Below are 25,809 nucleotides of genomic sequence, written 5' to 3' on the forward strand. Positions count from 1 at the left end.
CCCATGGGTTCCGGGACTCACGCGGCGACACCCCACTGCCTCGCAACATCGCTCATCAGTTCCGCGGCGGCGTGGAACTGGGCGGCCACCCGGCGCCGTCGTGCAGGATGCGCCTCGGGCAGTCGCCGGACGACAAGCTCAGATGCTCCCAAATTCCGGATGGAATCCATCAGCTCCCGCAGCTGGAGTTCCGCCAGCACGGCCGCGTCGGAAGGGCCGTGATCCACACCCAAGGCGCCGACATCTGCGAGGAACCCCTCCACATCGAAGATTCCCTCGTTGGAATCAGAGTTGGAATCAGAGTGAACCAGTTCGCCTGCGATCCCATTCACTGGTACCGCTGGTGCACTGCGGCGCATTTTGCCGTCCAGTGACAACCTCACGGACGGCAGCGTTGCACCCTCTGCAACGCCCTTTGCGAGCAGGGTCTTCACGGTCTCGTGGGATACGCCCAGGACCGGGGCGATGGCCCGCAGCGACAAATTTCCGGCCGCCAACTCCATGGCGACACTCACCCGGGCATTGCCTCTCAGGCTCGGAAGGACCAGCCGCTCAGCATCCACCAACTCAGCCCACGTACTCAGGCCAAAGGCCTTCCACGCCCTTGCCTCGTACAGCTCCAAAGCAAGCTTCACGACCTGGTCGAGCAACCGGTCAACCACACCCACTTGGCGCTCAAGCTCAGCCAAACGCAGGCGCAACCGGTTCACCTTGACACGCGCACCCCCGACATCCAGCTCCCGCTGCATACCTGCGCACCTCCCCAAAAGTACTAAGGACCACCCTGTTTGCCGTCCAGCCGCTCGGTGAAACGGTCAAATGGGCTGCTATTAGAACTAGTGGCTCGTCGCTTCAATTTGTGTCGCAGAAGCTTTGGAAGCGATGAATGCGGTTGTGTCCGCGGCGCCCCGGAAATCGGCCGAGACCCTTCAAAACGTCCACATTTCCACGCTCTGCCATTGTCAACAGCATCTTCGTCGCCAACAATGAAGCATGCCGGTCTACGTGAGGTCTCTGGAAACTGCCGTACCGCCCACAGTGCTTGTGCAACCACAGGCGCGCGACGTTTTTGCATCCCAACCCGGCCTGACACGGCTTGGATCCCGGCTGGTGCGAACCTGCTTTGATTCAGCAGCCATCGATACCCGCTTCACCGCCGTCGCCGAATTGTCCCTTGATAATCACTCCGAGAATCCGTCGTTCTTTGACCCTGCCACGGGCCGCGTACTTAGCCCCAGCACCAAGGTCCGCAACGAAATCTTTGCCGTCGAAGCGACCAAATTGTTCATTGAGGCCGCCAAAGCCGCCGTCGGGAAATGTCCCGACATCGATTTACTTGACATAACTCATGTCATCACTGTTTCATGTACCGGGTTTTTCAATCCCGGACCCGACTACAAAGTAGTCCGGGCCCTCGGACTCAGCCCCGCCGTGCAGCGCTATCACCTTGGCTTCATGGGTTGCTACGCGGCGTTCCCCGCCCTTCGTGCAGCCCGGCAGTTTTGCCTGGCCGATCCCTCTGCCGTCGTCCTGGTTATCTGCGTGGAGCTTTGCTCGCTCCACGTCCGCACCTCAAATGATCCGGACACCATCATGGGATCGGCGATCTTTGCGGATGGTGCGGCGGCCGCCGTCGTGACTTCCCGTGAACCTGAGGGTCCGGACCCGGTGATCAGGCTTGATCACTTCGAGACTGTCCTGACGCCCGTCGGCGAAGAAGCGATGGCCTGGAATATCGGCGACGAAGGCTTCGAGATGGTTCTCGGCACGTACGTGCCGCACATCATCGAGGAACACATCACCGGCGCGCTCGAGCCGCTGCTTGCCCGGGACCCCTCCTTGACTGGGCTCTCCTACCGGGACATTACGCACTGGGCCATCCATCCCGGCGGCCGCAGCATCCTCGACAAAGTCGAATCGAAACTTGAACTCACCGAAGAACAGATGATTCCCGCCCGCGAAGTCCTTCGCGACTACGGCAACATGAGCAGTGCCACCGTGCTCTTCGTCTTGAAGCACATTCTGGGACAAACTCCGGCAGAGCGGGAGGAACGCATCTGTTCCATGGCCTTCGGGCCCGGCCTCACCGTGGAGACGGGGCTGTTCACCAGGGTCTCCCCGGCTCTGTGATGCCGAGTCTGTGATGCCTGCCCTTCCCCGCCCAGGCGGCTTTCTCAACGCACGTGATGAAGCCGCGGTGGAAGACATGGACCGCCCCGATTGCGAACTTGACCGGCTCAACAGGAGTTACGCGCGGTTTCCGATCGTCAACGCTGTGGTGTCCGGCTGGCGGGACACCTACAACTCACGGATCAAGCCATTGCTCACGACGGCGGCCCCCACCACGGTCCTCGACATCGGCTGCGGCGGTGGAGACGTCGCCCGCAGCCTCGCGCGCCGGGCCGCGGAAGACGGTTACCGTCTGGAAGTCACGGGAATCGACCCGGACGAGCGCGCCTTCCATTTCGCGAACTCTGCCCCGCCCGTGGAGGGGGTCGGCTACCGACAAGCCCTCAGCTCAGAGCTCGTGTCGGAAGGGCGCCAGTTCGACGTCGTTATTTCCAACCATGTCCTGCACCACCTGACCACCCCGGAACTCGCGTCGTTCCTTCACGATTCCGAACGCTTGTGCCGCCGGATCGCCCTGCACAACGACCTCACGCGCAGCCGCATCGCATACGCACTTTTCTGGGCCGGGTCCTGGCCCCTCGGCATTGGATCCTACATCCACGGTGACGGCCTCACGTCCATCAGGCGGAGCTACACAGCAGCAGAACTCCGTGCCGCGGCTCCTCCGGCCTGGACGGTTGAACCGAGCGGCTTGTGGCACAACCTGCTGGTCTACCGGCCCGGCGAGGTCCGCGATGTTTGACGTCGTGGTGGTTGGAGCCGGGCCCGTCGGGCTGTTCATGGCAGCCCTGCTGCTGCAGAACGGGCACCGCGTTGCAGTTCTGGAAAGGCGCGCGACGTCGGGCCGCCAGACCCGCGCCATTGGAATCCACCCTCCCGCCCTGGCAGCTTTGGACGCAGTAGGTGCCGCCTATCCCCTGGTCTCTTCAGGGGTCCGGATCACCCACGGTGCCGCGTACAGCGGCGGCAGGAAAGTTGCCGAGATGGACTTCGCCCGCCCCTCGGCCGAGTACCCCTTCATCCTTTCCGTTCCGCAATATCTCACCACCCACGCCCTTGAGTCCAGGGTGATCGACCTCGATCCGAACGCACTCCACCGCGGGGTGCAGGTTGAGGAAGTCGTCGACGACGGCGGGCACCTGCGTTTGCGCGGACAGCAAGAGGGGGCTCCAGTGGAGTTTCTGGGCCGCTTCGTGGTGGCAGCCGACGGTGTCCATTCGGCAGTGCGCGAAGGACTGGGACTGGAGCCACGCTTGCGCACGTATCCCGACTACTACGTGATGGGCGATTTCCGGGATGAATCGATGTACGGCAACAAAGCTGTCCTTTTCCTTGAGCCGGGAGGAATCGTGGAGTCCTTTCCCTTGCCAGGCGGCATCCGCCGGTGGGTGGTCCGGCTTGGCGCCCCATGTCAGGAACCCACTCCCCATGCGCTCGCCGCCCTCATCAGGAAGCGGACCGGCAGCGCGGTGGACTCCGCAAGCAATACGATGATCAGCGCTTTCGGCGTCACCTCTCGGCTGGTCTCCCAGATGGTCCACGGACGAGTCGCCCTGCTTGGAGACGCCGCGCACGAGATCAGCCCGATCGGTGGTCAAGGGATGAACCTGGGCTGGTTGGACGCCGTTGCCTTGGCGCCGATCGTCAGCGAAGCATTGCGAACATCGGCGGGAGGCCCTGCCGGCAAGGAACTCGCGGGCTTCGAACGGGACCGGCAGCGTGCGGCGAAGAAAGCCATCTGGCAGGCCAGCCTGAACATGGCGCTGGGCCGACCCCTGCCGCCGAAGGTCCTCAGCGCACGGAATGCCGTGATCGGCCGGGCCATCACCTTGCCGATGTTCTCGGAGCTTGTTGCCCGGAGATTCACGATGCACTGACACTAAGCTCAATCCATGGACTTTGAGACCCGCCCCTTGCCTGCCGGCCCGGACACGACGTTTACTGCCTCGGAAATCCGCAGAGCAGTTCAGGACTTACTCGGTCTCGACGGCCTCCCGCCCATCGTGCAGGTCGGCCATCCGGTGCTACGCCAGCGCGCCGCGCCCTACGACGGCCAGCTCGAGGACACCGAATTGGCGCAGCTGATCGAGCGGATGCGGGATGTCATGCATGCCGCTCCCGGTGTGGGCCTGGCAGCACCGCAGCTCGGCATCCCCTTGCAGTTGGCTGTGCTCGAGGACCGTTTCGATGTTGATCCTGTTGCCTCGGAGATCCGCCAAAGGACGCCGTTGGGTTTCTTCGCAATACTGAATCCCGGCTACGAGCCCGAGGGAACTTCCACGGCGTCGTTCTACGAAGGCTGCCTGTCGATGCGGGGATTCCAGGCCGTGGTCACACGGCACCGCGACGTTCGCCTGCACTACCAGCGTCCTGACGGCAGTGCGGCCTCGGGCGGATTCTCCGGATGGCAGGCCCGGATAGTCCAGCACGAGACCGACCACCTGCACGGCGGACTTTATTTGGACCGCGGCGAGCTGCGGTCACTGGCAAACGATGGAGAGTACTCCGCCCATTGGGCGTACCCCGGAATCGACGAGGCACGCCGCGGGCTGGGTTTCCTCAACCCGTAGTTGAACCGGTCTCGTGCGGGGGGTTTGCTGCGGAAGGCAGGTGCCTTGCCCACCACTCGAGGATCTGCTCGAATCGCTGTCGCCTGTGGTGTGGGGTGCCCGACCGCGATAGTTCGTGGTCTTCACCCGGGAAGAGGAGCAACGCCGCCTCCACGCCCTGCGCCTTGAGCGCGGCAAAGTAGCGCTGGCCCTGTTCAACCGGGCATCGGAGATCGTTTTCGCTGTGGATCACCAGGGTAGGCGTCCGCACGGCAGTCACCACGGCCATGGGGCTTTGGGCCGCCATCTGCTCCAGCGAGCCACCCATGTATTGGCCGCCGAAGAACCATCCGATATCCGAGGAACCCGCAAAGCTCACCGGGTCAAGGAATCCGCGCTCCACAATGGCTGCCTTGAAGCGGTGTTCGTGGCCGATAACCCAGGCAGTCAGATACCCGCCGTAGGATCCGCCCATGATGCCGATCGATTCCCTATCCATGGCCGGGAAGGCTTCCAGGGCCCCCTCCAGGAAGGTGATCACATCTGCCATGTCCACGGTGCCCATCTTCTCCTTGATGGCTCCACCGTGGGCCTGGCCGTACCCGGCGGAACCACGCGGGTTGCACATCAGCACGGCGTATCCCGCCTCGGCGTACACCTGGGCTTCGTCGAAGAAGGCCCCTGTGTACTGGGCGAAAGGGCCGCCGTGGATCGTGAGCAGCACGGGGTGGGGGCCGGGCCCCTCCGGCAGGACCGCCCAGCCATGGACCGGGTAGCCATCAGTGCCGGTGGCAGTGAACTCATGCGGTTCAAGGATGGTTGCTTCGTCCCGGAGCGCCTTGGTGAAATCGGTGAGGACTCGGAGTTCACCCTTCTCCAGGACGCCGAGCTCTCCATTACTGGAAGCGTCACCGTAAGTGACAGCCACCAGGTCTCCCACCGCGGAAGCGCCAATCACTACCCGGGGCTCCTTGACAAGGACCTCGGTCCCGCCGTCGGCCGTCCATTGGATCAGCTGCACGCTCCCACGGCTCGTGTTGAGCGCAAGCACCCCATCCACTCCAAAAGCTTCGAGGCTGCCGCCAATGTCCTGGTTTTCGACGTCGCTCAGCATCGTTGCCTTGCCGCCGCGGACCGGCATGACGTACAGGGCCGTGTTCCTCGCGACGAAGTCCAGGCCGTCGTCGCCAAGGTCCTGAGCCGTAAAGAAGAGCCATTCACCGTTCGCGGATTCGCAGACTTCCTGCACGGACTGCGGCGCAGCGTCCAGACGCAGTGCCGTGGCCTCGCCGCCCGCAGCGGGGACACGATGGATACCCGAGGCGATATCGGCGTCGTGCCCTTCGTGGAGCGCGGCGACAAAATAGACGCTCGCACCGTTCCGGCTGAAGGACGGCGAGGTGTGGTCGGCTTCGCCGAACGTCAACCGCACGGCCGGCGGCACCAGGCCCGCCGCATCAGCCCCGCGGGCTTTGGCGGCCCTCCCCACAGGAACCACGGGAGGTTCCGCTCCGAGCTCGGGGACGTCGATGACGAACAGTTGGGCGGGCTTGTCCGCGGTGTAGCCCAGTCCATTGAGCCTGTATTGGTTGTCGGTGATCAATCGGGGGTCTTCACTGCCCGCCCCGACGCCATCAACCGTTCCGTAGCGGCCTTCTTCGGGAACCCGGGACGAAAACACAATCCTGCGCGAGTCCGGCGCCCAGGAAAACTCCGAGACTCCCAATTTCTGTTCCGTGATCGCTTGCGGCTCCCCGCCGCCGGCCTCCACCACATGCAGTTGCGGCTTGCCCTCCGGCGTCGCCCGGAGGAATGCCAACACGCTGCCGTCGGGCGAGAACGCGGGTGCGGTGTCCCGGAAGCCACGGGTGATCCGACGGGGCGGTATCGCACGGTCAAATGGAACACTCCAAAGCTGCCCGACGTACGCATCGGCGTCGAAATCGGGCCGCGTGACCGACACGACGGCGCGGGTGCCGTCGGGATGTGCGGCGGGGGCGGAGACGGAATTCAGCAGCGGGAGTTGTTCGGCTTTCACGCTGGTGAGCCTAGCGGCCGTCATGGCATGACGATACGTGCCACTCCGGCCGCCGTAGGATTGTCCATATGCTTTCCGACGCCGTCCCTGCCCTGCGCTGCCCGGTCTGCCAGGGTTCTTTCGTGCTACGCGGAGCGGCGCCGTTTTCGCTGGGTTGCGTCGCCGGCCACAATTTCGACGCGGCCAAACAGGGCTACTTCAACCTGCTCACCGGCAAGGGCACGGTGTTCGAAGCCGACACGGCCGAGATGGTGGCAGCCCGCAACGATTTCCTGGGCGCGGGCCATTACGCACCCCTCGCTGAAGCCATCGCTGAGCTGGCGGCACCGGTCCTGGCGGCGCCGGGATCGCTCGTCCTGGATTCGGGGACCGGCACCGGCCACTACTTACGCACGGTGCTGGACCGCACTCCTGCAGCAGCAATTGGCATCGATATCTCGAAGTTCGCCCTCCGCCGGGCAGCACGGTTGAATCCCGGGGCAATCAATCTCGTGTGGGATGTCTGGCGTCCCCTGCCGCTCGCCGACCATGCCGCGGATGCCATCATCGTGGTCTTTGCGCCGCGGAATCCCCCGGAATTTGCCCGCGTGCTGCGTCCAGGCGGCCGGATGATCGTGGTGACTCCGCGCAACGGACACCTTGGGGAGATTGCCGAACGGACTGGAATGTTGGGAATTGAGCCGGGCAAAGACGAGCGCCTTGCCGAGTCCATGCAGGAGTTCTTCACTCTTGCGGACACCATTCAACTCGACGTGGATCTCAAGCTCGACGGGCGGGACATCGCCGATGTCGCCTTCATGGGACCGGCAGGCCACCACCTTGAGCGCTCCGCTCTTCTGGCGTCGACGGCCGCGGAAACGTCCGTCCATGCCACCGCGAAGTTCACCCTCAGCGTTTTCATAGCGGCGGAGCAAGGCTCCTAACGGGAACCTTCGCGCCGGGCTAGGATGGAAAAACAGCGACTGTGATCTTGCCGACGCTGCAGTCCGGATCAGGCCGGCTGCCGCCGCAGGTCCGGAAACAGGGGGAACGATGTTTGAATGGCTTGGCAGCAACTGGTGGGCCCTCTGGCTCACCGTGTTTCTCGCATTTGCCGTGGTGGAGATGCTCACGCTCAGCTTCTTCTTCATCATGCTCGGGGCCGGTGCGCTGGCTGCCCTCGTCGCTGACTTAGCCGGAGCCGATCTCTGGTTGCAGATCGTCGTCCTTTGCATCGTGTCCCTGCTGATGATCGCGTTCGTCCGTCCCATCGCACTCAAGCATTTGCACAAGGGGCCAGCCGAGCAGCGTACCAACGTGGACCGCCTGATCGGCCAATCGGCGCTCGTCATGGAGCCCGTCAGTGCGACGGCGGGACTGGTCAAGATCGGTGGCGACGTGTGGAGCGCCCGCAGCGCTGCTGGAATCATCGACGCCGGCCAGACCGTCCAGGTCACCAGGATTGACGGCGCGACGGCGGTAGTCGCCTCCGCCGAAGAGTAATCGGCCCGTTGCCGCACGTAGAACCGCATCAAATACGTAACTGGGGAATGAAGGAGATGTATGGACAGCTTGGGAGGAACTGCAGCCGCGATCGTGCTGCTAGTTCTCGTCATATTCGTGATTATCGTTTTGGTCCGCTCGATCAGGATCATCCCGCAAGCGCGCGCCGGCGTCGTAGAACGCCTCGGTAAGTACCAGCGCACGCTCAACCCCGGGCTCACCATCCTGATCCCCTTCGTCGACCGCCTGCTGCCGCTGTTGGATCTTCGCGAACAAGTGGTTTCCTTCCCGCCGCAGCCGGTGATCACCGAGGACAACCTGGTCGTCTCGATCGACACCGTGGTCTACTTCCAGGTCACGGATCCCCGGGCCGCGACCTACGAGATCGCCAACTACATCCAGGCTGTTGAACAGCTGACCACCACGACGCTCCGCAACGTCGTGGGCGGCTTGAATCTTGAAGAAGCGCTCACCTCGCGCGACCAGATCAACGGCCAGCTCCGCGGGGTCCTGGACGAAGCCACGGGACGCTGGGGAATCCGCGTTTCACGCGTGGAACTCAAGGCAATCGACCCGCCGCACTCCATCCAGGACTCAATGGAGAAGCAGATGCGGGCCGAGCGGGATCGTCGTGCTGCGATCCTGACCGCCGAAGGCACCAAGCAATCGCAGATCCTGACGGCCGAGGGGCAACGGCAAGCTGCAATCCTGGCCGCAGAGGGTGACGCCAAGGCAGCCATCCTCCGTGCCGATGGCGAAGCCCAGGCCATTCAGAAGGTCTTCGACGCCATCCATAAGGGCAACCCGGACCAAAAGCTTCTGGCCTACCAGTACCTTCAGATCCTGCCGAAGATCGCGGAGGGATCATCCAACAAGCTGTGGATCATCCCGAGCGAGGTAGGTGAGGCCCTCAAAGGCATCGGCGGTGCGCTGGGTGGCACCAACGGCGGATCAGGCGTCGCAGACCTGTTCAGCGATTCCGCAAAGCCCCCAGCCGAGGTCCCTGCACCGGCGGGGACCACAGCTGTAGGTTCCGGACACGCCCCCTCGACGCCAGCTACACAAGAACCGCAGGCGTAACTGCGGACAGTCTGCAAGGGGACCGGCCAAATTCTCTGGCCGGTCCCCTTCGCTTTGTCCTGACCGCTTCGATCCGCGTATAATGGTGTATTTGTCCGGCCGGTTCAATCCGAACGGAACATTAACGCTTGGTCAGGCGTTTCATCTAGTGATGCAACGTGTGCAGACAGTAGTCCGGACGACGCCATTGTGGCGTCCGGCTAGCGCGGAGCATGGTTCCGCGAACAGACAGAGGGAGTAATCATGAGCGATCGCAGCCTGCGGGGCATGCGTCTTGGCGCCCAGAGCATGGAAACCGAATCCGGTGTGGAGCCGGCGCCGCGTCAGAGGGTTGAATACCGCTGCGCGGACGGAGAGCAGGTCTTCGTTACCTTCTCCTCCGAAGCCGAGATCCCTCCCGTCTGGGTTTCCAAGACCGGCAAGGAAGCGCTCCTGGTTGATGGCGAACGCCCCGTTGACACCAACGAGAAGGCTGTCCGCACGCACTGGGATATGCTGCTGGAACGCCGCAGCCTTCCCGAGCTCGAGCAGATCCTGGAAGACCGCTTGAACATCCTGCGCGAACGCCGCGGGGAACGCCGCTCGGCATAGCGGCACAGTTCTTAAGGGAATAGTTTCACGACGAAGGCCGGGTCCGCACTCTTCGCAGAGCGCGGACCCGGCCTTTGTCTGTTTGGCCTACTTTTCGACCGGGGTCTTCTTCCGCGTCAACGCGGCCCAACGGGAGGCCAGCCCCCATTTGGTGACGTTGATCATGGCCTCAACGACAATGTTGCCGCTCATCTTGGAGGCCCCGAGCTCGCGCTCAACGAAGGTGATGGGGCGTTCGACGATCTTCAGGCCAAGCTTGGCGACCCGCCACGCCAGGTCCACCTGGAAGCCGTAGCCAACCGATTCGACCTGGTCCAGCTTGAGCGCCTCAAGGGTGCTGCGTCGGAACGCGCGGTAGCCGCCGGTGATGTCTTTGATCTTCAGGCCAAGCATGAGCCGGGCATAGGTGCTGCCCGTGCGTGAAATCGCTTGACGGTAGAGCGGCCAGTTCACCGTGCCGCCACCAGGAACCCAGCGTGAGCCCATGGCGAGGTCGGCGCCGTCGTTGATCGCATCCAGCAGCAACGGCAGTTGCTCGGGTTGGTGCGAACCATCGGCGTCCATCTCAACGAGGACGTCGTAGCCAGCCGCCATACCCCATTTGAATCCGGCAATATACGCGGCTCCGAGGCCTTCCTTGCCCTTGCGGTGCAGGACATGGACCTGGTTGTCCTCGGCGGCGATGCCGTCGGCTAGCTGTCCCGTGCCGTCAGGGCTGTTGTCGTCGACAACCAGGACGTCTGAGGCGGGCACAGCCGCGCGCAGCCGTCCGAGAGTCTTGGGTAGCGATTCCAGCTCGTTGTACGTGGGGATGATCGTCAGGACACGCAAGAAGAGGCCTTTCCTTGATGGAGCGGTCAGTGGGCCGGAGCAGCAGCGTGGCTGGCATTCAGGCGCAACTCTCCATTATAGAACGACAACTTGACGTACCCGGGGCCACCTGTGGCGTCCGCCACACGGTTCGTGCTTGGCCGCGGGCAGGTCCACTAGCCCAGGTCCAGTGCCGGCCCGCGTGTTGAACTCGAGGCCGAACCGTTTTCTGCGGCACAGTGGACCTGCCCACTACGAGTGCCGCGGTCTTGGAAAACGGGTCCGTTGACTGTTTTTGGCAGCGGACCCCACCGCGGCCAGACAACCAGGTATTCCCTGTGGAAGCCTGTTGACCCTAAATGCTACGGACTTCACAAATCCTGTCAAGCGCCGCCTGAGCTGGGGCTTTATTCATCCACGCAGGTCAGGGGCCCTCAGGACCAGCAAGCTATTTGCAACTATGACCGCAAAGTTTCACTCGCGAAGATCTCCTGGCCTTCGCGCACGGTCTGTAGGCAAGCGGGATCGCTACCGCTGTCCAGCGCGGGGAGGAGGGGCGTTCGTGCGCGCGGATCGGTGGACCAGGACTGGACGCGGTCATCGGCCACTTGCACCATCAGCTCTTCAACTTCCCACACTGCAAAACTCGCAGGGGCCCCTGGAACCAATTGCCCCATGAGCGGATTGCGCTCTTTGCCGGCCCGCCAACCGGCCCGGGTGTGTCCGAGGAACGCTGCCCTTGCAGAAATGCGTTGATCCGGATTGCTGTGTTCCAAGCACGCCCTGACACTGGACCATGGGCGCAACGGGGTGACCGGGCTATCGCTTCCAAAGCACACCGGCACGCCGGTGGAGTAGTACGAAGCGAAGGGGTTCATGGCCATGCTTCGCGCCCCCAGGCGCTGCTCGTACAGTTTTCCTGCCCCGCCCCAGGCGGCATCGAAGGCGGGCTGTGCGCTCACTGTAATCGAATACTTCGCAAGCCGGGCGAAATCGCCGGCATCCGCCATTTCCACATGCTCGAGGCGGTGCGCGGCGGCACGGACCCGCTGCTCCCCCACTTCCGACGCGGCAAGGTCAAAGGCATCCAGCGCCGTCTTCAGTCCCGCGTCGCCGATGACGTGGAAGCCTGCCTGGATACCGAGCGCCGAACAGGCTGCAATGTGGCGGGCGGCGTCGTCGACGGAGACATAGAGGCTTCCGCGGTGGCCCGGCTCGTCTGCGTAGTCTTCGCTCAGGGCAGCCGTTCGCGAACCGATGGAACCGTCGATGTTCAAATCACCGGCCAAGCCAAGAACGGGTACGCCCAAGCCCTCCAGGATGGCAGCGGCATGCTCGGCCGATGTGGCGAGTTCGCCCCAATAGGGAAGGATCCCGGGGACACCCGCGCTGCCCTCGTTCCACGACGCAGAGTTCCACGACGCAGACATCCGAAGGTCGTCGACACTGCAAATGTGCGGGGCCGCCATTTCGGCCAGGGCCACATAGCCGTTGGCCGCAGCCTCGCGAAGGGCCAGTTCCTGGTATCGGCGGCGTTCGGTGTCAGGGAACTGCCTGGCGACCAGTCGCGCAGCGGTATGGGCAGCCCTCAGGACGTGCGCGGAACCGTCGTACCCATCAAGGCCGTCCAGGCCCGCGGCGGATGCCAAGGAGGATGAAGCAAGGGCCGAGTGCGCGTCCACGCGCGCCAGGTACACCTTGAGCCCGCCCGCGGCGCGGTCGAGCTCTTCCGGCGCGGGCAGCGTCTTTTCGTGCCACAGCGAGTCATCCCAACCGTGGCCAAGCACGGCGCCGGTGGTGCCAAGAGCCCTGGCGGCGAGGGCGACGGCGTCGAGCAGTTCCCGTGCCGAGCGGACCCCGGCGAGCTGGAGGGAATCGGAAGCAATTCCGGTCTCCGTGAGGTGCATGTGGGAGTCTACGAAACCGGGCGCCAGCAAAGCTCCCCGGAGATCGATGACTTCCATCGAAGAATCGGCAATCGACGTTGCTGCCTGCTCCGAACCGACCCAGGCAACAGTGTCTCCGTCAACCAGCATTGCGCTCGCGAAGGGATCAGCGGCTGTGTAGACGGAGCCGTTCCGGTACATCGTGACCTTGCGGGGCCGGTTATCGGAGGGCGCGCCTGAATGGGTCATGGATATGCTCCTTGCTGGGAATCTGTAGTGGGTCAGGAGACGTTGGAGTACGCGACGACGCCGCGGCGGACCAGATCGATCGCTTCGCGGCACGTCTTTGTTTGGCGCCGTTCAAGCCCTGGAATCTTGGCCATCTGGTCCAGCAGGTCGATGACCTGCTTCGCCCAGCGCACAAAGTCGCCTGCGGCGAGGTCGGTGCCGCTGAGAACCTCTTGAAGATGGCGGCCCTTCGCCCATTTGAAGATGGGCCAGACAAGTCCCAGCTCCGGCTCGGCGGTCAACGGCAGCCTGTTCTTGTCCTCGACGTCCTCCAGCGCAGACCACTCACGCACCACGATGTCCACGGACGTTTCGAGCGACACGGACGGCATCTTGGGCCGCAGACCGCGATCGTCGCGCTTGGCTTGGTAGACCATCGTGCTGGCCAGCGCAGCCAGCTCGGCGCCATCGAGGTCCTTGATGGCCCCTTGGCGTATGGACTGGGAGATCAGCAGGTCTTTTTCGCCGTAGATGCGGCGCAGGCGCTGGCCGTCCGCGCTGATCGTGACATGGCCGGCGTCGGACGTCTGGAGGTAACCGTAGGCGGCGAGGACATCGCACACGCGGTCGAATGTCTTCGCGATCGTGTTGGTACGGCCCTGGATCTGCCGCACGAGCCCATCGGTTTCGTGGCGCAGTTTCCACCAGCGCTCGGCCCAGCGGGCATGGTCCTCCCGTTCGCTGCAGCCGTGGCAAGGATGGGCACGCAATGCCCGGCGGAGGTCCGCAATCTTCTTTTCCTGGTCCGGCATGTAACGGGCCCGGCCAAAGTCCTCGCTCCGGTTCGTGCCGCGGGCCGGCGGACGTCCCTCGCGCACGGCATCCCGCATGGCGGATGCCAGATCACGACGGGATTTGGGCAGCTTCGCGTTGAACGACTTGGGAATCCGGATCCAGGACACGGGAGCGACCGGACCTTCGACTTCGTGGGCGCCGATCCTGTGCAGCTGGTTGTCCTCCGTGAGGACCGCGGGGCGCGGTTCACGCGAGTTGGGATCGGCGTTGAGCACGACGGCGTAGCCCGGCGTGCGTCCGCCTGGAACCTTGACGATGTCGCCCGGCATGAGCCGGGTCAGCGAGTCGACGGTCAGCGATTTGCGGGCCCGCGAGGTGCTCCTCGAGGCAAATTGCTCGGCCTCGCTAAGGTCCCGCCGGAGCTTGGCGTACTCGGTGAAGTCGCCCAGGTGGCACTTCATGGATTCGGCATAGCCGGCCAGCGACTCTTCGCGGCTTCGAACCTGCCGGGCCAGCCCCACCACGGACCGATCGGCCTGGAACTGGGCGAACGACGATTCGAGGATTTGCCGTGCCCTGGGCCGACCGAACTGGGCAATCAAGTTGATGCTCATGTTGTAAGTCGGCCGGAAGCTTGAGTTGAGCGGGTAGGTGCGCCGCGAAGCGAGGCCGGCGACGGCAGCAGGATCGGTACCCGGTTGCCAAAGGACCACGGCATGGCCTTCGACGTCGATTCCACGCCTTCCCGCGCGGCCGGTCAACTGGGTGTACTCCCCCGCGGTGATGTTGACGTGGGCTTCGCCGTTGAACTTGTCGAGCTTCTCCAGGACAACGCAGCGGGCGGGCATGTTGATGCCCAGGGCGAGGGTCTCCGTGGCAAAAACGGCTTTGACCAGGCCATCCGCGAAGAGCGTCTCCACGACTTCCTTGAAGGTGGGCAGCAAACCGGCGTGGTGCGCCGCGAGCCCCCGGAGCAGGCCGTCACGCCAACTCCAAAAACCCAGGACATCGAGGTCGTCGGCGGGAATCTCGCGGCTCGCCTCATCCACCCGGGACGCGATGATCTGTTGTTCGCGCTCCGTCGTGAGCCACAGCCCGGCGGCGGCACACTGCGCGACGGCCCCGTCACAGCCGGCCCGGGAGAAAATGAAGGTAATGGCCGGAAGCAGCCCTTGGCGGTCAAGGCTCGCAATGATCTGGGGCCGGCTGGCCTTGCGCACAGGACTGCGCTGCTCCCCGGCACTGTTGTCGCGCTGGCGGTCCTGCCGGCGGCGGCTGCGTCCACCATGGCCAAAGCGGCCACGGAAGTTCATCTGGCTTTCCGCCCGGGCCATGGACAGTAATTCCGGGTTGACCTCGAATTCCCTCTGCAAGGGATTCCGGTCCGGCTCCCGTACTGCCTCCGGCGCCGGTGCTTCGCCGTCTGGTGCCTCTGGAGCGATCTCGTCAAAGCTGGTATCCCCAGCGAAGAGATCGACGATCTCGCGCCCGACCATGACGTGCTGCCATAGGGGGACGGGACGATGTTCGGAGACAATCACATCGGTGTGCCCCCGCACCGTGTCCAGCCACGCACCAAACTCTTCCGCGTTGGACACCGTGGCGCTGAGGGAAACCACTTGCACCTCGCTGGGCAGGTGGATGATCACCTCTTCCCAGACTGCACCGCGGAAGCGGTCCGCCAGGTAATGCACCTCGTCCATCACCACGTAGCCAAGGTCTCCCAGGGTGTCCGAGTCCGCGTAGAGCATGTTCCTCAGGACCTCAGTGGTCATCACCACAATCGGAGCCTCGCCGTTGATGGTGGTGTCACCAGTCAGCAGTCCCACGTTTGAGGCACCGTACCTCGCCGAGAACTCTGAGAACTTCTGGTTGCTTAGTGCTTTGATGGGCGTCGTATAAAACGCCTTGAGCCCGCGTTCGAGCGCCAGGTAGATAGCGAACTCGCCGACGATTGTCTTCCCGGCCCCCGTGGGCGCCGCCACGAGCACTCCTTTGCCCTCCTGGAGCGAACGGCACGCGTCACGCTGGAAATCGTCAAGCTCGAACTCCAACGACTGGGCAAAAGTGCCAAGATAGGTTTTCGACTCAGCACTCCGTTGCGCTGCGGCTTGAAAGGCTTCTGAGGGCGAAAGGGCCCCTGAATTGGAGGACATGCTTCAAGCCTAGTGGCCGTGAGACTACAGATTCTCCAGATCGGAAGAAGGTGTGGCGACGTCGGCCGTGGCGTCCGTCTCAGCGGCAATCTTCGACTGCTGGCGCGCGCGCCGTTTGTCGTTCAGCATGCAGAGCCCGATCGCGGCGAAGAACAGCGCAAGGAGGGGGCCTGCGAGCATGAACATGGACAAAGCGTCCGCACCGGGCGCGGCAACGGCCGCCAGGACAAACACGAGGAAGACCGTGATGCGCCAAGCTTTGAGGATGGTCCTGCCGCTCAAAACGCCCGCCATGTTGACGCCCACCAACACCACCGGCACCAGGAAGGCGATGCCGAGGAAAAGAAGCATGTGCGTGGCGAACGTCAAGTACTGGGAAGCGTCGATGTTGTTGGCACCGTTTTGGGGCGTGAACTGCAGCAGAGCGCGCACGACGTTCGGAATCACCAGCCATGCGACATACACGCCAACCAGGAACAGCGGCACCGCCGCAGCCATGTACCCGAGCGTGTACCGGCGCTCCTTCTTGGTCAGGCCGGGAGTGATGAATGCCCAGACCTGGTAGATCCAGATGGGGCTCGAGAGCACCAAGCCGATCTGGATGGCAATACGGAGCTTGAAGTCGAAAGGATCCCCCACGCTCGCGAAATTCAGGACCGCGGTCCGTTTGGTCTCCTGGGCGATCTTGACCAACGGATCCGACAGGCTATTGACCACCGGATCATAGAGGAACCACCCTGCCACTGCGCCTAGGAGAACGCCGGCGGCAGACTTGATCAGCCGATTCTTAAGCTCCTTCAGGTGGTCTAGGAGCGCCATCCGCCCTTCGGGGTTGGCTTTGCGGCCCGTCTTCGTTGCCACTACTGCTTAGCTACGGTTTGCAGGCGGAACGTCAGTGTCGTTGCCGCTCTTGTTCGCTTCGGGGTGGTTGACCACTTTGCCTTCAACGGGGTCCGTGTCGTCCTTGGCCGCCGGCTTGCCGTCGTTCTTCATTTCCTTGACTTCGGATCTGATGATGCGCATCGACTGGCCGAGGCTGCGGGCCATGGCAGGCAACTTGGGTGCCGCGAACAGCAGCAGGGCCACGATGATGATAATGACAATTGGCCAAGGGCCATCAAATAGTCGTCCCACGGGAAGTCCTTTCGTTGGAATACATCCTACGTCTAACTGAAATCGATGTCGTGCAGAGACTGGGGTTGGCCCCGTTCTGCTTTGCGCTTAACGCGCTTTTGGCGACGCACTTCCTGGCGGGAGGCCTTGGCCGTCACGTAATCATGACGCATCTGTTCCGGTGAGGCAAAAACGGCCGCGCCGAACACTTTCGACGACGCCTCGCCGTCGTCGTCGGCGCGTTCGGGAAGATGCGTGCGGTGCCCAAGCCGCTCCCCTGCGGCACTCAATTCATGCACCGTGGCCATGAACTTCCGGAAAAGCCGGACGCCCAGCAGGACATAGCAAAGCAGCGACACCGCAATCAGCGCGAGCCACAAAAGGATCCAGCACCACCAAGGCATTTGAGTAGTCTAACCAGCCTTCATTGCTTGTACTGCGCGAGTGCGGCAGCCACCCAGGCTGCCGAGGCGTCGGCGAGCTCTGCGGGCTGCAATATGCGGGCCGCGCCGCCGTGCTGCGCAACAAACATCGGCAACCAGTCCGCATTTCCGAACCGGACCTCGGCGAGCAAGCCGCCGTCCGGGAGCACAGCCGTCCGGTCCGCATAATAGTCGTCCGCCAGCCCCACGCCCTGCCGGGTCAATTGGAGGACGACGACGACGTCGTCGTCCTTGGGCGTGTACAGCTTCACCGGGACGCCTTCCTCGGCGCCTGCACTCCTGGAAACCGGTCGGCCGTTGGGCGCGATCTCCTCGATGCGGTCGAGGCGGAAGTTCCGCAGTCCGGCTTTGCTATGGCAGTACGCCTCGAAGTACCAGGTGTTGTCCAAGGAATAGAGCCGGAAAGGGTCGACGTCCCGTTCGGAGACTGAGTCGTGCTGCCGTGACAGGTAGCGAAGCCGCAATTGGTGACCCGACTGGATCGCCCGCGTGATGGTGTCGAACGCCCCGGCGTCGGCCGGGGTCACGGGTGGGCCGGCGACGGCCGCCGCCAAACGGCCGGCCTCCCCCGCAGCGCCGGTGAGCTTCAGGGTCACGGACTCCAGGGCTCCGCTTTGCTCGTCCTCCGACATTCCGGCCTGGGCGGGAAGTCCGCCCAGGGTCGCCAAGCCCGTCAGCAGGGCGCAAGCCTCATCAACGCTGAAGCCGATGGGCCGGTTGAGTTCGAGGTGCTCGCGGATGTAGACGTGCTCGTTTTCCCAATCGATATCGAACAAGTCATCCGGATAGCCTTCGGGGCGGCCGGAGCAAATCAGGATCTTCAAGTCGTCGACGAGTTCCTCACGGGTGACCCCGAACCGGTCCGCCACCTCCTGGATGGGCAGGCCCTGGTTGTGGACAAGGAAGGGGACCAGTTGGAGCATGCGGTTGAGTTGGTCTTCCGAGGTCCGCTTGCGTGTCCGCGGTGCTTGTCCGGAGCCGGAAAAGCGGACCTCGACGGCGGGGCTCGACGCGAACGCAGCGGCAGCTTCAAGGCGGCGGATCACGGCGTCGCGCAGCTCGGGAGGTCCGGCCACGAGCACGTGGGGACCATAGGAGGCCAGTTCTTCGGCGAGCAGCTCACTGTCCCGGAAAGGCACAGAGAGCCGGTCCCTGCCTTCCTCGGAGCCGCCGGCGCCGGTGGCCCCGGTGACACTCACCGCACGCTTGCGAAGACCCAGCAAACGGCCTTCGGCGACGTCGAGCTGGGCCTCCTGGAGGGGAAGTTCATTGAGGCTGTCCAGCTCGGCACGGGTATCAAACCCCGGAGGTATCTCGCAGTGATACCCGGTCTCAACATGAACATCGCTCGTCATCCGGGACAGCCGGAAAAAGCGTTTCGCGTTCCGGCCCCGGTCTAAGCCCACCAAGTACCACTGGCCGAACCGGCTCCCGAGGCCCCAGGGCTCTACCATTCGGCGTTCGTCTTTGCCGGTGCTCGCGGCACGGTAGCCGAAACTCACGGGGTGTTGGCCGTTCATGGCAACGATGACGTCGTCAAAAGCCTGGCCGGCGGGCTTGATGCGCGGCTGGACGCCGGCGGGGAGTTCGATGTCGGCAAGGTCGCCGGAAGCCTGCAGCTTCCGTAGCGCGCTTGCAGCGGCCGAGCCGAGCGCCGCGCGTTCCCACAGCTGCGCAGCCAGGAGCAAGACAGTGCCCTCGGCCGGCGTCAGGTGCACATACGGCAGGCGATTGGATTCCTTGCCGATGCGGTAGCGGGTCGAAGCGGGATCGTCCGAGCCGAACCCGTGGTCAAGGAGCGTCTCGATATCAAAGCCAAACCGTTTCAATTCTGACTTGTCACGTTCAAACATGCGTCCGAACGCGACGTCGCTGTCGCCGGCGTCGTGATAGACCTTCTGCCTGAGAACGGCCCGGGACAGCCCGTATTTCGTGTTCAGAAGGGCGATCAGCAGGTTCAGGAGTCGTTCGGTACGTGATGCGGACACGCCTGCTACGTTACTAAATTCCTCAGGTAAAGGCGGAAGGCGCGTCTGCGGCCGGATTTCTCCGGCTGCAGGCGCGCCTTCCTATGCTGCGAAACCTAGCGGACTGCCACGAGGTCCACCACGAAGATGAGGGCTTCGTTGGGCTTGATGGCCGCGCCCGCGCCACGGGAGCCGTAGGCAAGCTCAGAGGGGATTTCAAGGCGACGGCGGCCGCCGACCTTCATGCCAAGCAGTCCCTGGTCCCAGCCCTGGATGACCTGGCCGACGCCCACGCGGAAGTCCAGCGGTGCGCCACGGCCCCATGATGCGTCGAATTCCTCGCCAGTGGACCAGGCAACGCCAACGTAGTGGGTGGAGACGGTGTCGCCGGCCTTGGCCTCGGCGCCGTCACCAACGACGATGTCCTTGATAACGAGTTCCGTGGGGACGTCGCCCTCCGGGAAGTCGATCTCCGGCTTAGTGCGGTCGTAATCACGCTGACCAAATGACATGGGTACTCCTCAATTTGATAGGGACGGTGTTATTGAAGTTTGCGGAAGGTTACTGGGCGCCCAGGATGTCCACGACGAAGACGAGGTCGCCCGTGGGCTGGCCCTGGGCTGCGGCGGCGTCGCCATATGCGAGGCTCTTGGGGATGACCAGGAGGACACGGGAGCCGACCGTCTTGCCCGCAAGGCCTTGCGTCCAGCCCTTGATAACGCCGTTGAGCGCGAAGCTGGCGGTCTGGCCCTTGTCGTAGCTGGAGTCGAACTTCTTGCCATCAGCCAAGGTGACGCCGACGTAGTTGACCGTCAGGGTGTCCGTTTCCTTGACGGCTGCGCCCTTGCCCTTGATGAGGTCCTGGGAGACGAGGGCCTGCGGGGCCTTCGCGCCGTCAACGGAAATCTGCGGAATTCCCTTGTCATCGACCTTGACCGTGGGGAGGCCGGCCGGCGGAGTGACAGTATCGCCCTCGGGCTTGGCCAGGGGCTTGACTGCGTCCTTGACGCCAGTGATCTTGAAGACGACCAGCTGGGATGACGTTGCTGCTGCTTCAGCCGACGCCGCAGTTCCGGGGACGGCGAAAGCGATGTCAGCGCCCACCTTCGCACCGACGAGCGCGTTGTAAAGCACGGCACTGCCGGTCTTGAGCTGGTCGTTCAGTTCGACGGGCTGGGACCCGGTCGGGAATGTGTCTTCGAGGGTCTTGCCGTCCTTGCCGTCGACGGCAATGTAGGTGATCTGCGCCACCTGTCCGGCTTTCACCTTGTCGCCGGTGCCGTCGCTGACCATTTTGATGGTCGGCTGCGTTACGTCCAGCGGCTTGTTGAATTCCAGGCCGGGTGCCTTCTTGTCTCCATTGTCGGAGACCTTGAGGGAATCCAGCTTGGCTACTTCGCCGGCGGACTGGCTGGTGGGCTCCGGGGTCGCTGTTGTTGCCGGACTTCCGCCGCAGGCGGTAATCAGCAAGAGGCCGGGGATAAGAATTGCTAGTAGACGTCGCACAAATTGAACTTTCGTCGGGGCAAAAGGAGGGCATGGCAGGGCCATGCGCGTAGAGGCCTGTTAAAAGGCCAACCTCCAGAGTAGCTGGTGAAGCTGGGAGTCAGCTCATTGAGTCCAGGAGGGCATCCACTCTTTCGTCGACGCTACGGAAGGGATCCTTGCACAAAATCGTCTGGTGCGCGCGGTCGTTCAACTTCAGATGGACCCAATCCACAGTGTAGTCACGGCCGAGTTCCTGGGCGCGCCGGACGAAGTCGCCACGGAGTTTTGCCCGGGTGGTCTGCGGCGGCGCATCCACGGCATCCTTGATGTCGGTGTCGGCCACGAGGCGCCGCGCCGCGCCGCGGGACTGGAGCAGGAAGAAGAGCCCGCGCTTGCGGGAGATGTCGTGATACGTGAGGTCCAGTTGCGCGATCCGCGAGGAGTCGAGGCCGATTCCGTGGCGACGCATGTATCCATCCATCAGCTTCTTCTTGATGGCCCAGTCCACTTCCGTGTCTATTCCGCTGGTGTCGCCGCTGTCGATCGCGTCCAAGGTCCTTTCCCAAAGATCCAGGATGAGCGGTACGTGCGGATTGTGGGCTCCGTTCGATGCTACAAAGGCGGTGACCTTTGCAAGGTACTCACGCTGGATGTCCAGGGCCGTGAGTTGCCTGCCGTTGGCCAGGCGCACCAAGGCTTTACCGCTGAGATCGTGGGAGATTTCCCGGATGCTGCGGATGGGGTTCTCCATACGCATGTCCCGCATGATCACTCCGGCCTCAATCATGCGCAGGAGCAGATCCACCGTTCCCACCTTCAACAGGGCGGTGGTCTCGGACATGTTGGAATCGCCGACGATCACGTGCAGACGGCGGAAGAACTCGGCATCGGCGTGCGGCTCATCACGGGTGTTGATGATGGGGCGGGATCTCGTCGTCGCGGAAGACACGCCTTCCCAAATGTGGTCGGCACGCTGGGAGAACGCGAACGTGGCCCCATGGGGTGTCTTCAGGACCTTGCCCGCACCAGCGATCAGCTGCCGCGTGACGAGGAAGGGAATGAGGATCTCAGCGAGCCGCGAGAACTCACCCCGCCGTGGAATCAGGTAGTTTTCGTGGCTGCCGTAGGAATTTCCGGCGGAATCGGTGTTGTTCTTGAACAGGTAGACCGTTCCGTTGAATCCCTCCGCCGCAAGCCGCGCCTGCGCTTCGTCAACGAGGTCATCGAGAATGAGCTCCCCGGCCCGGTCGTGGGCGATCAGCTGCGCAAGGTCGTCGCATTCCGCGGTGGCGTACTCCGGGTGCGAGCCGACATCCAGGTACAGTCGGGAGCCATTCGTCAGGAAGACGTTGGAGGAACGTCCCCAGCTCACTACTTTGCGGAAGAGGTACCTGGCGACTTCCTCGGGAGCCAATGGCCGTGAGTCGGGGCTCGAGTACGAAATACCGAACTCCGTTTCGATCCCGAATATCCTTTTGTCCATCTCAGGCCTCCCCTGCCAGCAGCTGCGTGATTTCTTCTGCCCTGAGCCGCCGGAAAGCCCGCCGGGATCCGCGCCCGCTTTCCGGACTTCGGTCCAACACGGCGGCCTCGACTGCGGTTCCGGGCAGGGCGTCCACTTCCTTGTCCGTGGCCAGCGCCTTGACGGCCAGTCGCAGTGCGCCGGCCAGGTCGAGGTCAGCCTTCCAACCGCCGGCCACGGTCTCGGCTACTTGCTCGGCCAATCCGCCCATCACCACAAAACCATTCTCGTCGGCAATCGAACCGTCGAAAGTCAGCCGATAAAGATGGTCCTCGGCCTGCGTGTGCCCGACCTCGGCCACTGCAAGCTCGACTTCGAACGGCTTTTGTTCCGCAGTGAAGACGGCGCCAAGGCTCTGCGCGTAGACGCTGGCCAGCCCGCGGGCAGTGACGTCCTCGCGATCGTATGAATAGCCGCGGACGTCAGCGTAGCGGACACCCGCTTGCCGAAGACTCTCAAACTCGTTGTACTTCCCCACAGCAGCGAACGCGATCTTGTCGTAGATCTCACCGATCTTGTGGAGCGACGGTGACGGGTTTTCCGCGACCAGCGCGATCCCGTCAGCGCAACTGATGACGACGACGGAACGGCCGCGGGCGATGCCCTTCCGCGCGAAATCCGCGCGGTCCTTCATTAGTTGTTCGGGCGAAACATAAAACTGCTGGGTCATCTCAGGCCTCCCGTCCGGCAACTGCGCGCGATTCAACAATGGATCCTGCGATCGCCGCCAGCTCCCGTTCCGACACCCGGCGGGCGCCGGCGCGGTTGACGGTATACACCACCGGCCAGAGCTGCCGGACAGGGTCCGGACCGCCCGTGGCGGAGTCGTCGTCGGCGGCGTCGTAGAGGGCTTCAACCGAGACAGCGACGGCCTCGTCTTCGGTGAGGTTCGGCCGCCACAGCTTCTTCAAGGCGCCGCGTGCGAAGACGGAACCGGAGCCGACAGAGTGGTGCTCAAATTCCTCGTACCGTCCGCCTGTCACATCGTAGGAAAACAGCCGTCCCACGCCGGTTGCCTGGTCGAAGCCCGCGAAGAGCGGGATCACCGCGAGACCCTGCATGGCCATCGGCAGGTTTCCCCGGATCATGGCCCCAAGCCGGTTGGCTTTGCCGTCCAAGCTCAGCAGCGTGCCTTCGATCTTTTCGTAGTGTTCCAGTTCCACCTGGAACAACCTCGTGATGTCGATGGCCAGGCCCGCTGTTCCGGCAATTCCGAGGACGGAGTATTCGTCGGCCGGGAAGACCTTCTCGATGTGCCTGCTGGCGATCACGTTGCCCATGGTGGCACGCCGATCCCCCGCCATCAGGACGCCGCCGGGGTAACTGAGGGCGACGATTGTTGTGGCATGGGGCACCAGCGGAATCTGTCCCGCGGGCAGCGTTTGACTAAAGGGAAGGAGTTCAGGCCTGGAGCGTTGCAGATGCTCTGTGAACGAAGACGTTGCTTGGGTGGCCAGGTGGCCGGCTGATGGATCCTGCATTGCTGCGCTCCTTCGACTCTGACATCCGATGCCCGGCGGCCTCGCGCCGGCCGGGCCCTTGGCTTAGCTGGCGGCTGGCTACTGGCCGCCCTTTTGCACAAATGCCCTGACGAACTCCTCGGCGTTCGATTCGAGCACGCCGTCGATTTCGTCCAGGAGATCGTCCACGCCCTGCGTGGCGACCGAGGCCTGTGCCTCTGGCGCCGCGGGCGGTGCCTCGGGGGCGTCGGCCTCTGCCTCGACGTCCCGCGACTGCGGTTGCTGCTGCTCCTGAGCTGCCATTTCCTTCTCCATTCTGTCCATCCCCGGCAACGGGGACTTCCTGTAATGCCATACTGCCACGGGGCGGGCCGCGACGCTGCGCTTTTAAGGGCCCGTTTGGCAGCCTTTCGTCAGCTGCCCGTTCAGGCGGGCGGGGCCGGGTCCAGGCCCAGCAATTCACGGAGGAATGCGCCCGCTGTGGCGTGTTTCCGAAACAGCAGGCCCGTGAGTGCTTCCGTGCCGCGGAGCGGTTCCCGGGTGGGCACACGCTGCAGTTTCCCGATGCCCGGAACGTCGAAGATGACCGAATCCCAGCTGGCGCCGACCACGTCCTTGCCAAAGCTGGAAACACACTTCCCACGGAAATATGCGCGGGTATCCGACGGCGGTTCGACCACAGCGCGGCTGATTGTGGCGTCGTCGACGATCGTCTGCATGCGGTCGCGGGAAAGCATTCGATAGTACAGGCCCTTTTCCGGCCTCACATCGGACCATTGCAAATCGACAAGCCCCAGGCGGGCGTCGTTCCATTCCAGGCCGTCACGGTTCCGGTAGCCATCAAGCAGGGACATTTTGGCCAGCCATTCGACAGAGGAGGCGGCACCTGCGGGGTTGCTCCCCAAGAGCCCCAGCGTCGATTCCCACCGTTCCAGGACATCCCGGGTGTGGCCGTCTCCACTGAAGGAATCGGAGACCCCGGTTTCCTGGCCAAGTTTGGCCGCCGCCTCGTAGTACATCCACTGGATATCCAGCGCTGTGACGCGCCGTCCGTCGAGAAGCCTGAGCGTGGCAGTCAGGGAGGTGTCGTGGCTGATTGCCTGCAGGCCCGCCACGGGCTCATGTACTTCGATCTTCGGAGCCTGGCCGGCTTCGATGAGGCTCAGGACCAATGCCGTGGTGCCGAACTTCAAGTAGTTCGACACCTGGCTCAGGTTGGCGTCTCCGATGATGACATGCAGGCGCCGGTATTTGTCCGCGGTGGCATGCGGTTCATCCCGGGTATTGATGATCGGACGCCTGATAGTGGTTTCCAGCCCTACCTCGGCTTCGAAGAAATCCGCACGCTGACTGATCTGGAATCCGGACGTTGAACCGTCCTGGCCCTTGCCGAGCCGCCCGGCACCGCAGATGACCTGGCGCGTGACGAAGAACGGCGTCAGGCCGCGGACGATGTCCCCGAAAGGCACCGAGCGCGGCATGAGGTAGTTCTCGTGGGAACCGTAGGACACAGATTTGTTGTCGGTGTTGTTCTTGTACAGATTGATGGCCGGCAGATCAGGATCGGCGGCGACCTTCCGAACCGTGGCCAGGGCGACGAGGTCGCCGGCCGCGTCCCACGCGACGATGTCACGGGGGTTCGTGACCTCGGGACTGGAATATTCCGGATGGGCATGGTCCACGTACAGGCGGGCCCCGTTGCCGAGGACCATGTTCATCAGCAACGATCCTGACTCGTCGCCGCCGTCGGCTTCCAGCTCCTGCCGCCCGTACGCCAACGCGACGGCCTCGGCGTCGAGCACGGGAGGCCGGTCGGTCAGCTGGCTGGGATCAGCTGCACTGCGCTCAACTGTCCAACCGCGTGCATCATGCAGGGGTTCTTCGTCCGTGTAGTCCCAGCGGGTTTCAGCGCCCCCGGCGGCCCGCTGTCGGGTCAGGTTGGCGTAGGCCTGGATGATCCGCGCGGACATCATCGTGGCGTTCGCTCCTGGCGCGGAGGGCGCGTGGATACCGTATTCAGTTTCCGAACCCATGACCCGCATGGCCCCGCCGACGGGAAGCTTGTCCGAAG

24 protein-coding genes are annotated in these 25,809 nt (G+C 63.6%); 8 read left to right on the top strand and 16 right to left on the bottom strand.

Going from position 1 to position 25,809, the window contains the following annotated elements; genetic code table 11:
* Positions 1 to 17 precede the first annotated feature (17 nt).
* Positions 18 to 749 carry a hypothetical protein gene (locus tag ABH924_RS02840; protein WP_404496739.1) on the bottom strand — a complete coding sequence of 244 codons (732 nt, stop codon included), beginning with the start codon at positions 747 to 749 and terminating at the stop codon, positions 18 to 20.
* Positions 750 to 993: 244 nt separating this feature from the next.
* On the opposite strand from ABH924_RS02840, the gene ABH924_RS02845 reads away from it, so the two are divergent.
* The 4 genes from ABH924_RS02845 to ABH924_RS02860 are packed head-to-tail and all read left to right on the top strand — an operon-like array spanning position 994 to position 4,700.
* Positions 994 to 2,130, top strand: a complete 1,137-nt coding sequence (locus ABH924_RS02845) for a type III polyketide synthase (protein ID WP_404496740.1) — start codon at positions 994 to 996, stop codon at positions 2,128 to 2,130.
* A gap of 13 nt (positions 2,131 to 2,143) precedes the next feature.
* Positions 2,144 to 2,872, top strand: coding sequence for a class I SAM-dependent methyltransferase (locus tag ABH924_RS02850; protein WP_404496742.1), 729 nt, complete (start codon positions 2,144 to 2,146; stop codon positions 2,870 to 2,872).
* Positions 2,865 to 4,007: an FAD-dependent oxidoreductase gene (locus tag ABH924_RS02855; protein ID WP_404496744.1), complete on the top strand. Its 1,143-nt coding sequence runs from the start codon at positions 2,865 to 2,867 to the stop codon at positions 4,005 to 4,007. The genes ABH924_RS02850 and ABH924_RS02855 overlap by 8 nt, the downstream gene beginning before the upstream one ends.
* 15 nt (positions 4,008 to 4,022) lie before the next feature.
* Positions 4,023 to 4,700, top strand: a complete 678-nt coding sequence (locus ABH924_RS02860) for a peptide deformylase (protein ID WP_404496746.1) — start codon at positions 4,023 to 4,025, stop codon at positions 4,698 to 4,700.
* Here ABH924_RS02860 and ABH924_RS02865 read toward each other — a convergent pair.
* Complete coding sequence (locus tag ABH924_RS02865) at positions 4,690 to 6,741, bottom strand: S9 family peptidase (RefSeq protein ID WP_404496748.1); 2,052 nt, start codon at positions 6,739 to 6,741, stop codon at positions 4,690 to 4,692. The two genes, ABH924_RS02860 and ABH924_RS02865, sit on opposite strands and share 11 nt — an antisense overlap.
* Before the next feature lie 44 nt (positions 6,742 to 6,785).
* On the opposite strand from ABH924_RS02865, the gene ABH924_RS02870 reads away from it, so the two are divergent.
* The 4 genes from ABH924_RS02870 (at position 6,786) to ABH924_RS02885 (ending at position 9,870) form a co-directional block, all read left to right on the top strand.
* The gene (locus ABH924_RS02870) at positions 6,786 to 7,640 is read left to right on the top strand and encodes a methyltransferase domain-containing protein (RefSeq protein ID WP_404496750.1); all 855 of its coding nucleotides are present in this window, start codon (positions 6,786 to 6,788) and stop codon (positions 7,638 to 7,640) included.
* A 109-nt stretch (positions 7,641 to 7,749) separates the two neighbouring features.
* Positions 7,750 to 8,199: an NfeD family protein gene (locus ABH924_RS02875; protein ID WP_234749296.1), complete on the top strand. Its 450-nt coding sequence runs from the start codon at positions 7,750 to 7,752 to the stop codon at positions 8,197 to 8,199.
* Positions 8,200 to 8,259: 60 nt separating this feature from the next.
* Complete coding sequence (locus ABH924_RS02880) at positions 8,260 to 9,279, top strand: SPFH domain-containing protein (RefSeq protein WP_234749298.1); 1,020 nt, start codon at positions 8,260 to 8,262, stop codon at positions 9,277 to 9,279.
* 243 nt (positions 9,280 to 9,522) lie between these two features.
* Complete coding sequence (locus ABH924_RS02885) at positions 9,523 to 9,870, top strand: RNA polymerase-binding protein RbpA (RefSeq protein WP_059389983.1); 348 nt, start codon at positions 9,523 to 9,525, stop codon at positions 9,868 to 9,870.
* Positions 9,871 to 9,957: 87 nt separating this feature from the next.
* Here ABH924_RS02885 and ABH924_RS02890 read toward each other — a convergent pair whose 3' ends face one another.
* From ABH924_RS02890 to dop, 14 genes are all read right to left on the bottom strand, one after another.
* Positions 9,958 to 10,701 (bottom strand): polyprenol monophosphomannose synthase, encoded by a 744-nt coding sequence (locus ABH924_RS02890; RefSeq protein WP_234749300.1) that lies wholly within the window; start codon positions 10,699 to 10,701, stop codon positions 9,958 to 9,960.
* Between the two features lie 437 nt (positions 10,702 to 11,138).
* Positions 11,139 to 12,815 carry an amidohydrolase gene (locus tag ABH924_RS02895; protein WP_404496752.1) on the bottom strand — a complete coding sequence of 559 codons (1,677 nt, stop codon included), beginning with the start codon at positions 12,813 to 12,815 and terminating at the stop codon, positions 11,139 to 11,141.
* A 32-nt stretch (positions 12,816 to 12,847) separates the two neighbouring features.
* Positions 12,848 to 15,745 (bottom strand): DEAD/DEAH box helicase, encoded by a 2,898-nt coding sequence (locus ABH924_RS02900; protein ID WP_404496754.1) that lies wholly within the window; start codon positions 15,743 to 15,745, stop codon positions 12,848 to 12,850.
* A gap of 24 nt (positions 15,746 to 15,769) precedes the next feature.
* A complete protein-coding gene (tatC, locus tag ABH924_RS02905; RefSeq protein WP_234749969.1) occupies positions 15,770 to 16,564 on the bottom strand; it encodes a twin-arginine translocase subunit TatC in 795 nt (264 codons plus the stop codon).
* Between the two features lie 48 nt (positions 16,565 to 16,612).
* Entirely contained in the window at positions 16,613 to 16,879 is a 267-nt protein-coding gene (gene tatA, locus ABH924_RS02910) for a Sec-independent protein translocase subunit TatA (RefSeq protein WP_234749305.1), read from the bottom strand.
* Positions 16,880 to 16,911: 32 nt separating this feature from the next.
* On the bottom strand, positions 16,912 to 17,262 hold the full coding sequence (locus tag ABH924_RS02915) for a hypothetical protein (RefSeq protein WP_404496756.1): 351 nt from the start codon (positions 17,260 to 17,262) through the stop codon (positions 16,912 to 16,914).
* A 20-nt stretch (positions 17,263 to 17,282) separates the two neighbouring features.
* Entirely contained in the window at positions 17,283 to 19,289 is a 2,007-nt protein-coding gene (locus tag ABH924_RS02920) for a helix-turn-helix transcriptional regulator (RefSeq protein WP_404496758.1), read from the bottom strand.
* A gap of 95 nt (positions 19,290 to 19,384) precedes the next feature.
* Positions 19,385 to 19,780: an FKBP-type peptidyl-prolyl cis-trans isomerase gene (locus ABH924_RS02925; protein ID WP_234749311.1), complete on the bottom strand. Its 396-nt coding sequence runs from the start codon at positions 19,778 to 19,780 to the stop codon at positions 19,385 to 19,387.
* A 49-nt stretch (positions 19,781 to 19,829) separates the two neighbouring features.
* On the bottom strand, positions 19,830 to 20,774 hold the full coding sequence (locus tag ABH924_RS02930; RefSeq protein WP_404496760.1) for an FKBP-type peptidyl-prolyl cis-trans isomerase: 945 nt from the start codon (positions 20,772 to 20,774) through the stop codon (positions 19,830 to 19,832).
* Positions 20,775 to 20,874: 100 nt separating this feature from the next.
* A complete protein-coding gene (gene pafA / locus ABH924_RS02935) occupies positions 20,875 to 22,239 on the bottom strand; it encodes a Pup--protein ligase (protein WP_078108903.1) in 1,365 nt (454 codons plus the stop codon).
* Between the two features lies 1 nt (position 22,240).
* Positions 22,241 to 22,948 (bottom strand): proteasome subunit alpha, encoded by a 708-nt coding sequence (gene prcA, locus ABH924_RS02940; protein ID WP_234749315.1) that lies wholly within the window; start codon positions 22,946 to 22,948, stop codon positions 22,241 to 22,243.
* Position 22,949: 1 nt separating this feature from the next.
* A complete protein-coding gene (gene prcB, locus ABH924_RS02945) occupies positions 22,950 to 23,759 on the bottom strand; it encodes a proteasome subunit beta (protein ID WP_234749317.1) in 810 nt (269 codons plus the stop codon).
* A gap of 78 nt (positions 23,760 to 23,837) precedes the next feature.
* Positions 23,838 to 24,041, bottom strand: coding sequence for a ubiquitin-like protein Pup (locus ABH924_RS02950; RefSeq protein WP_234749319.1), 204 nt, complete (start codon positions 24,039 to 24,041; stop codon positions 23,838 to 23,840).
* A 122-nt stretch (positions 24,042 to 24,163) separates the two neighbouring features.
* Positions 24,164 to 25,780, bottom strand: a complete 1,617-nt coding sequence (gene dop / locus ABH924_RS02955) for a depupylase/deamidase Dop (RefSeq protein WP_234749971.1) — start codon at positions 25,778 to 25,780, stop codon at positions 24,164 to 24,166.
* Positions 25,781 to 25,809 lie beyond the last annotated feature (29 nt).

It is taken from the genome of Arthrobacter sp. GAS37 (assembly GCF_044908325.1).
GTDB classification, from domain to species: Bacteria; Actinomycetota; Actinomycetes; order Actinomycetales; family Micrococcaceae; genus Arthrobacter; species Arthrobacter ramosus.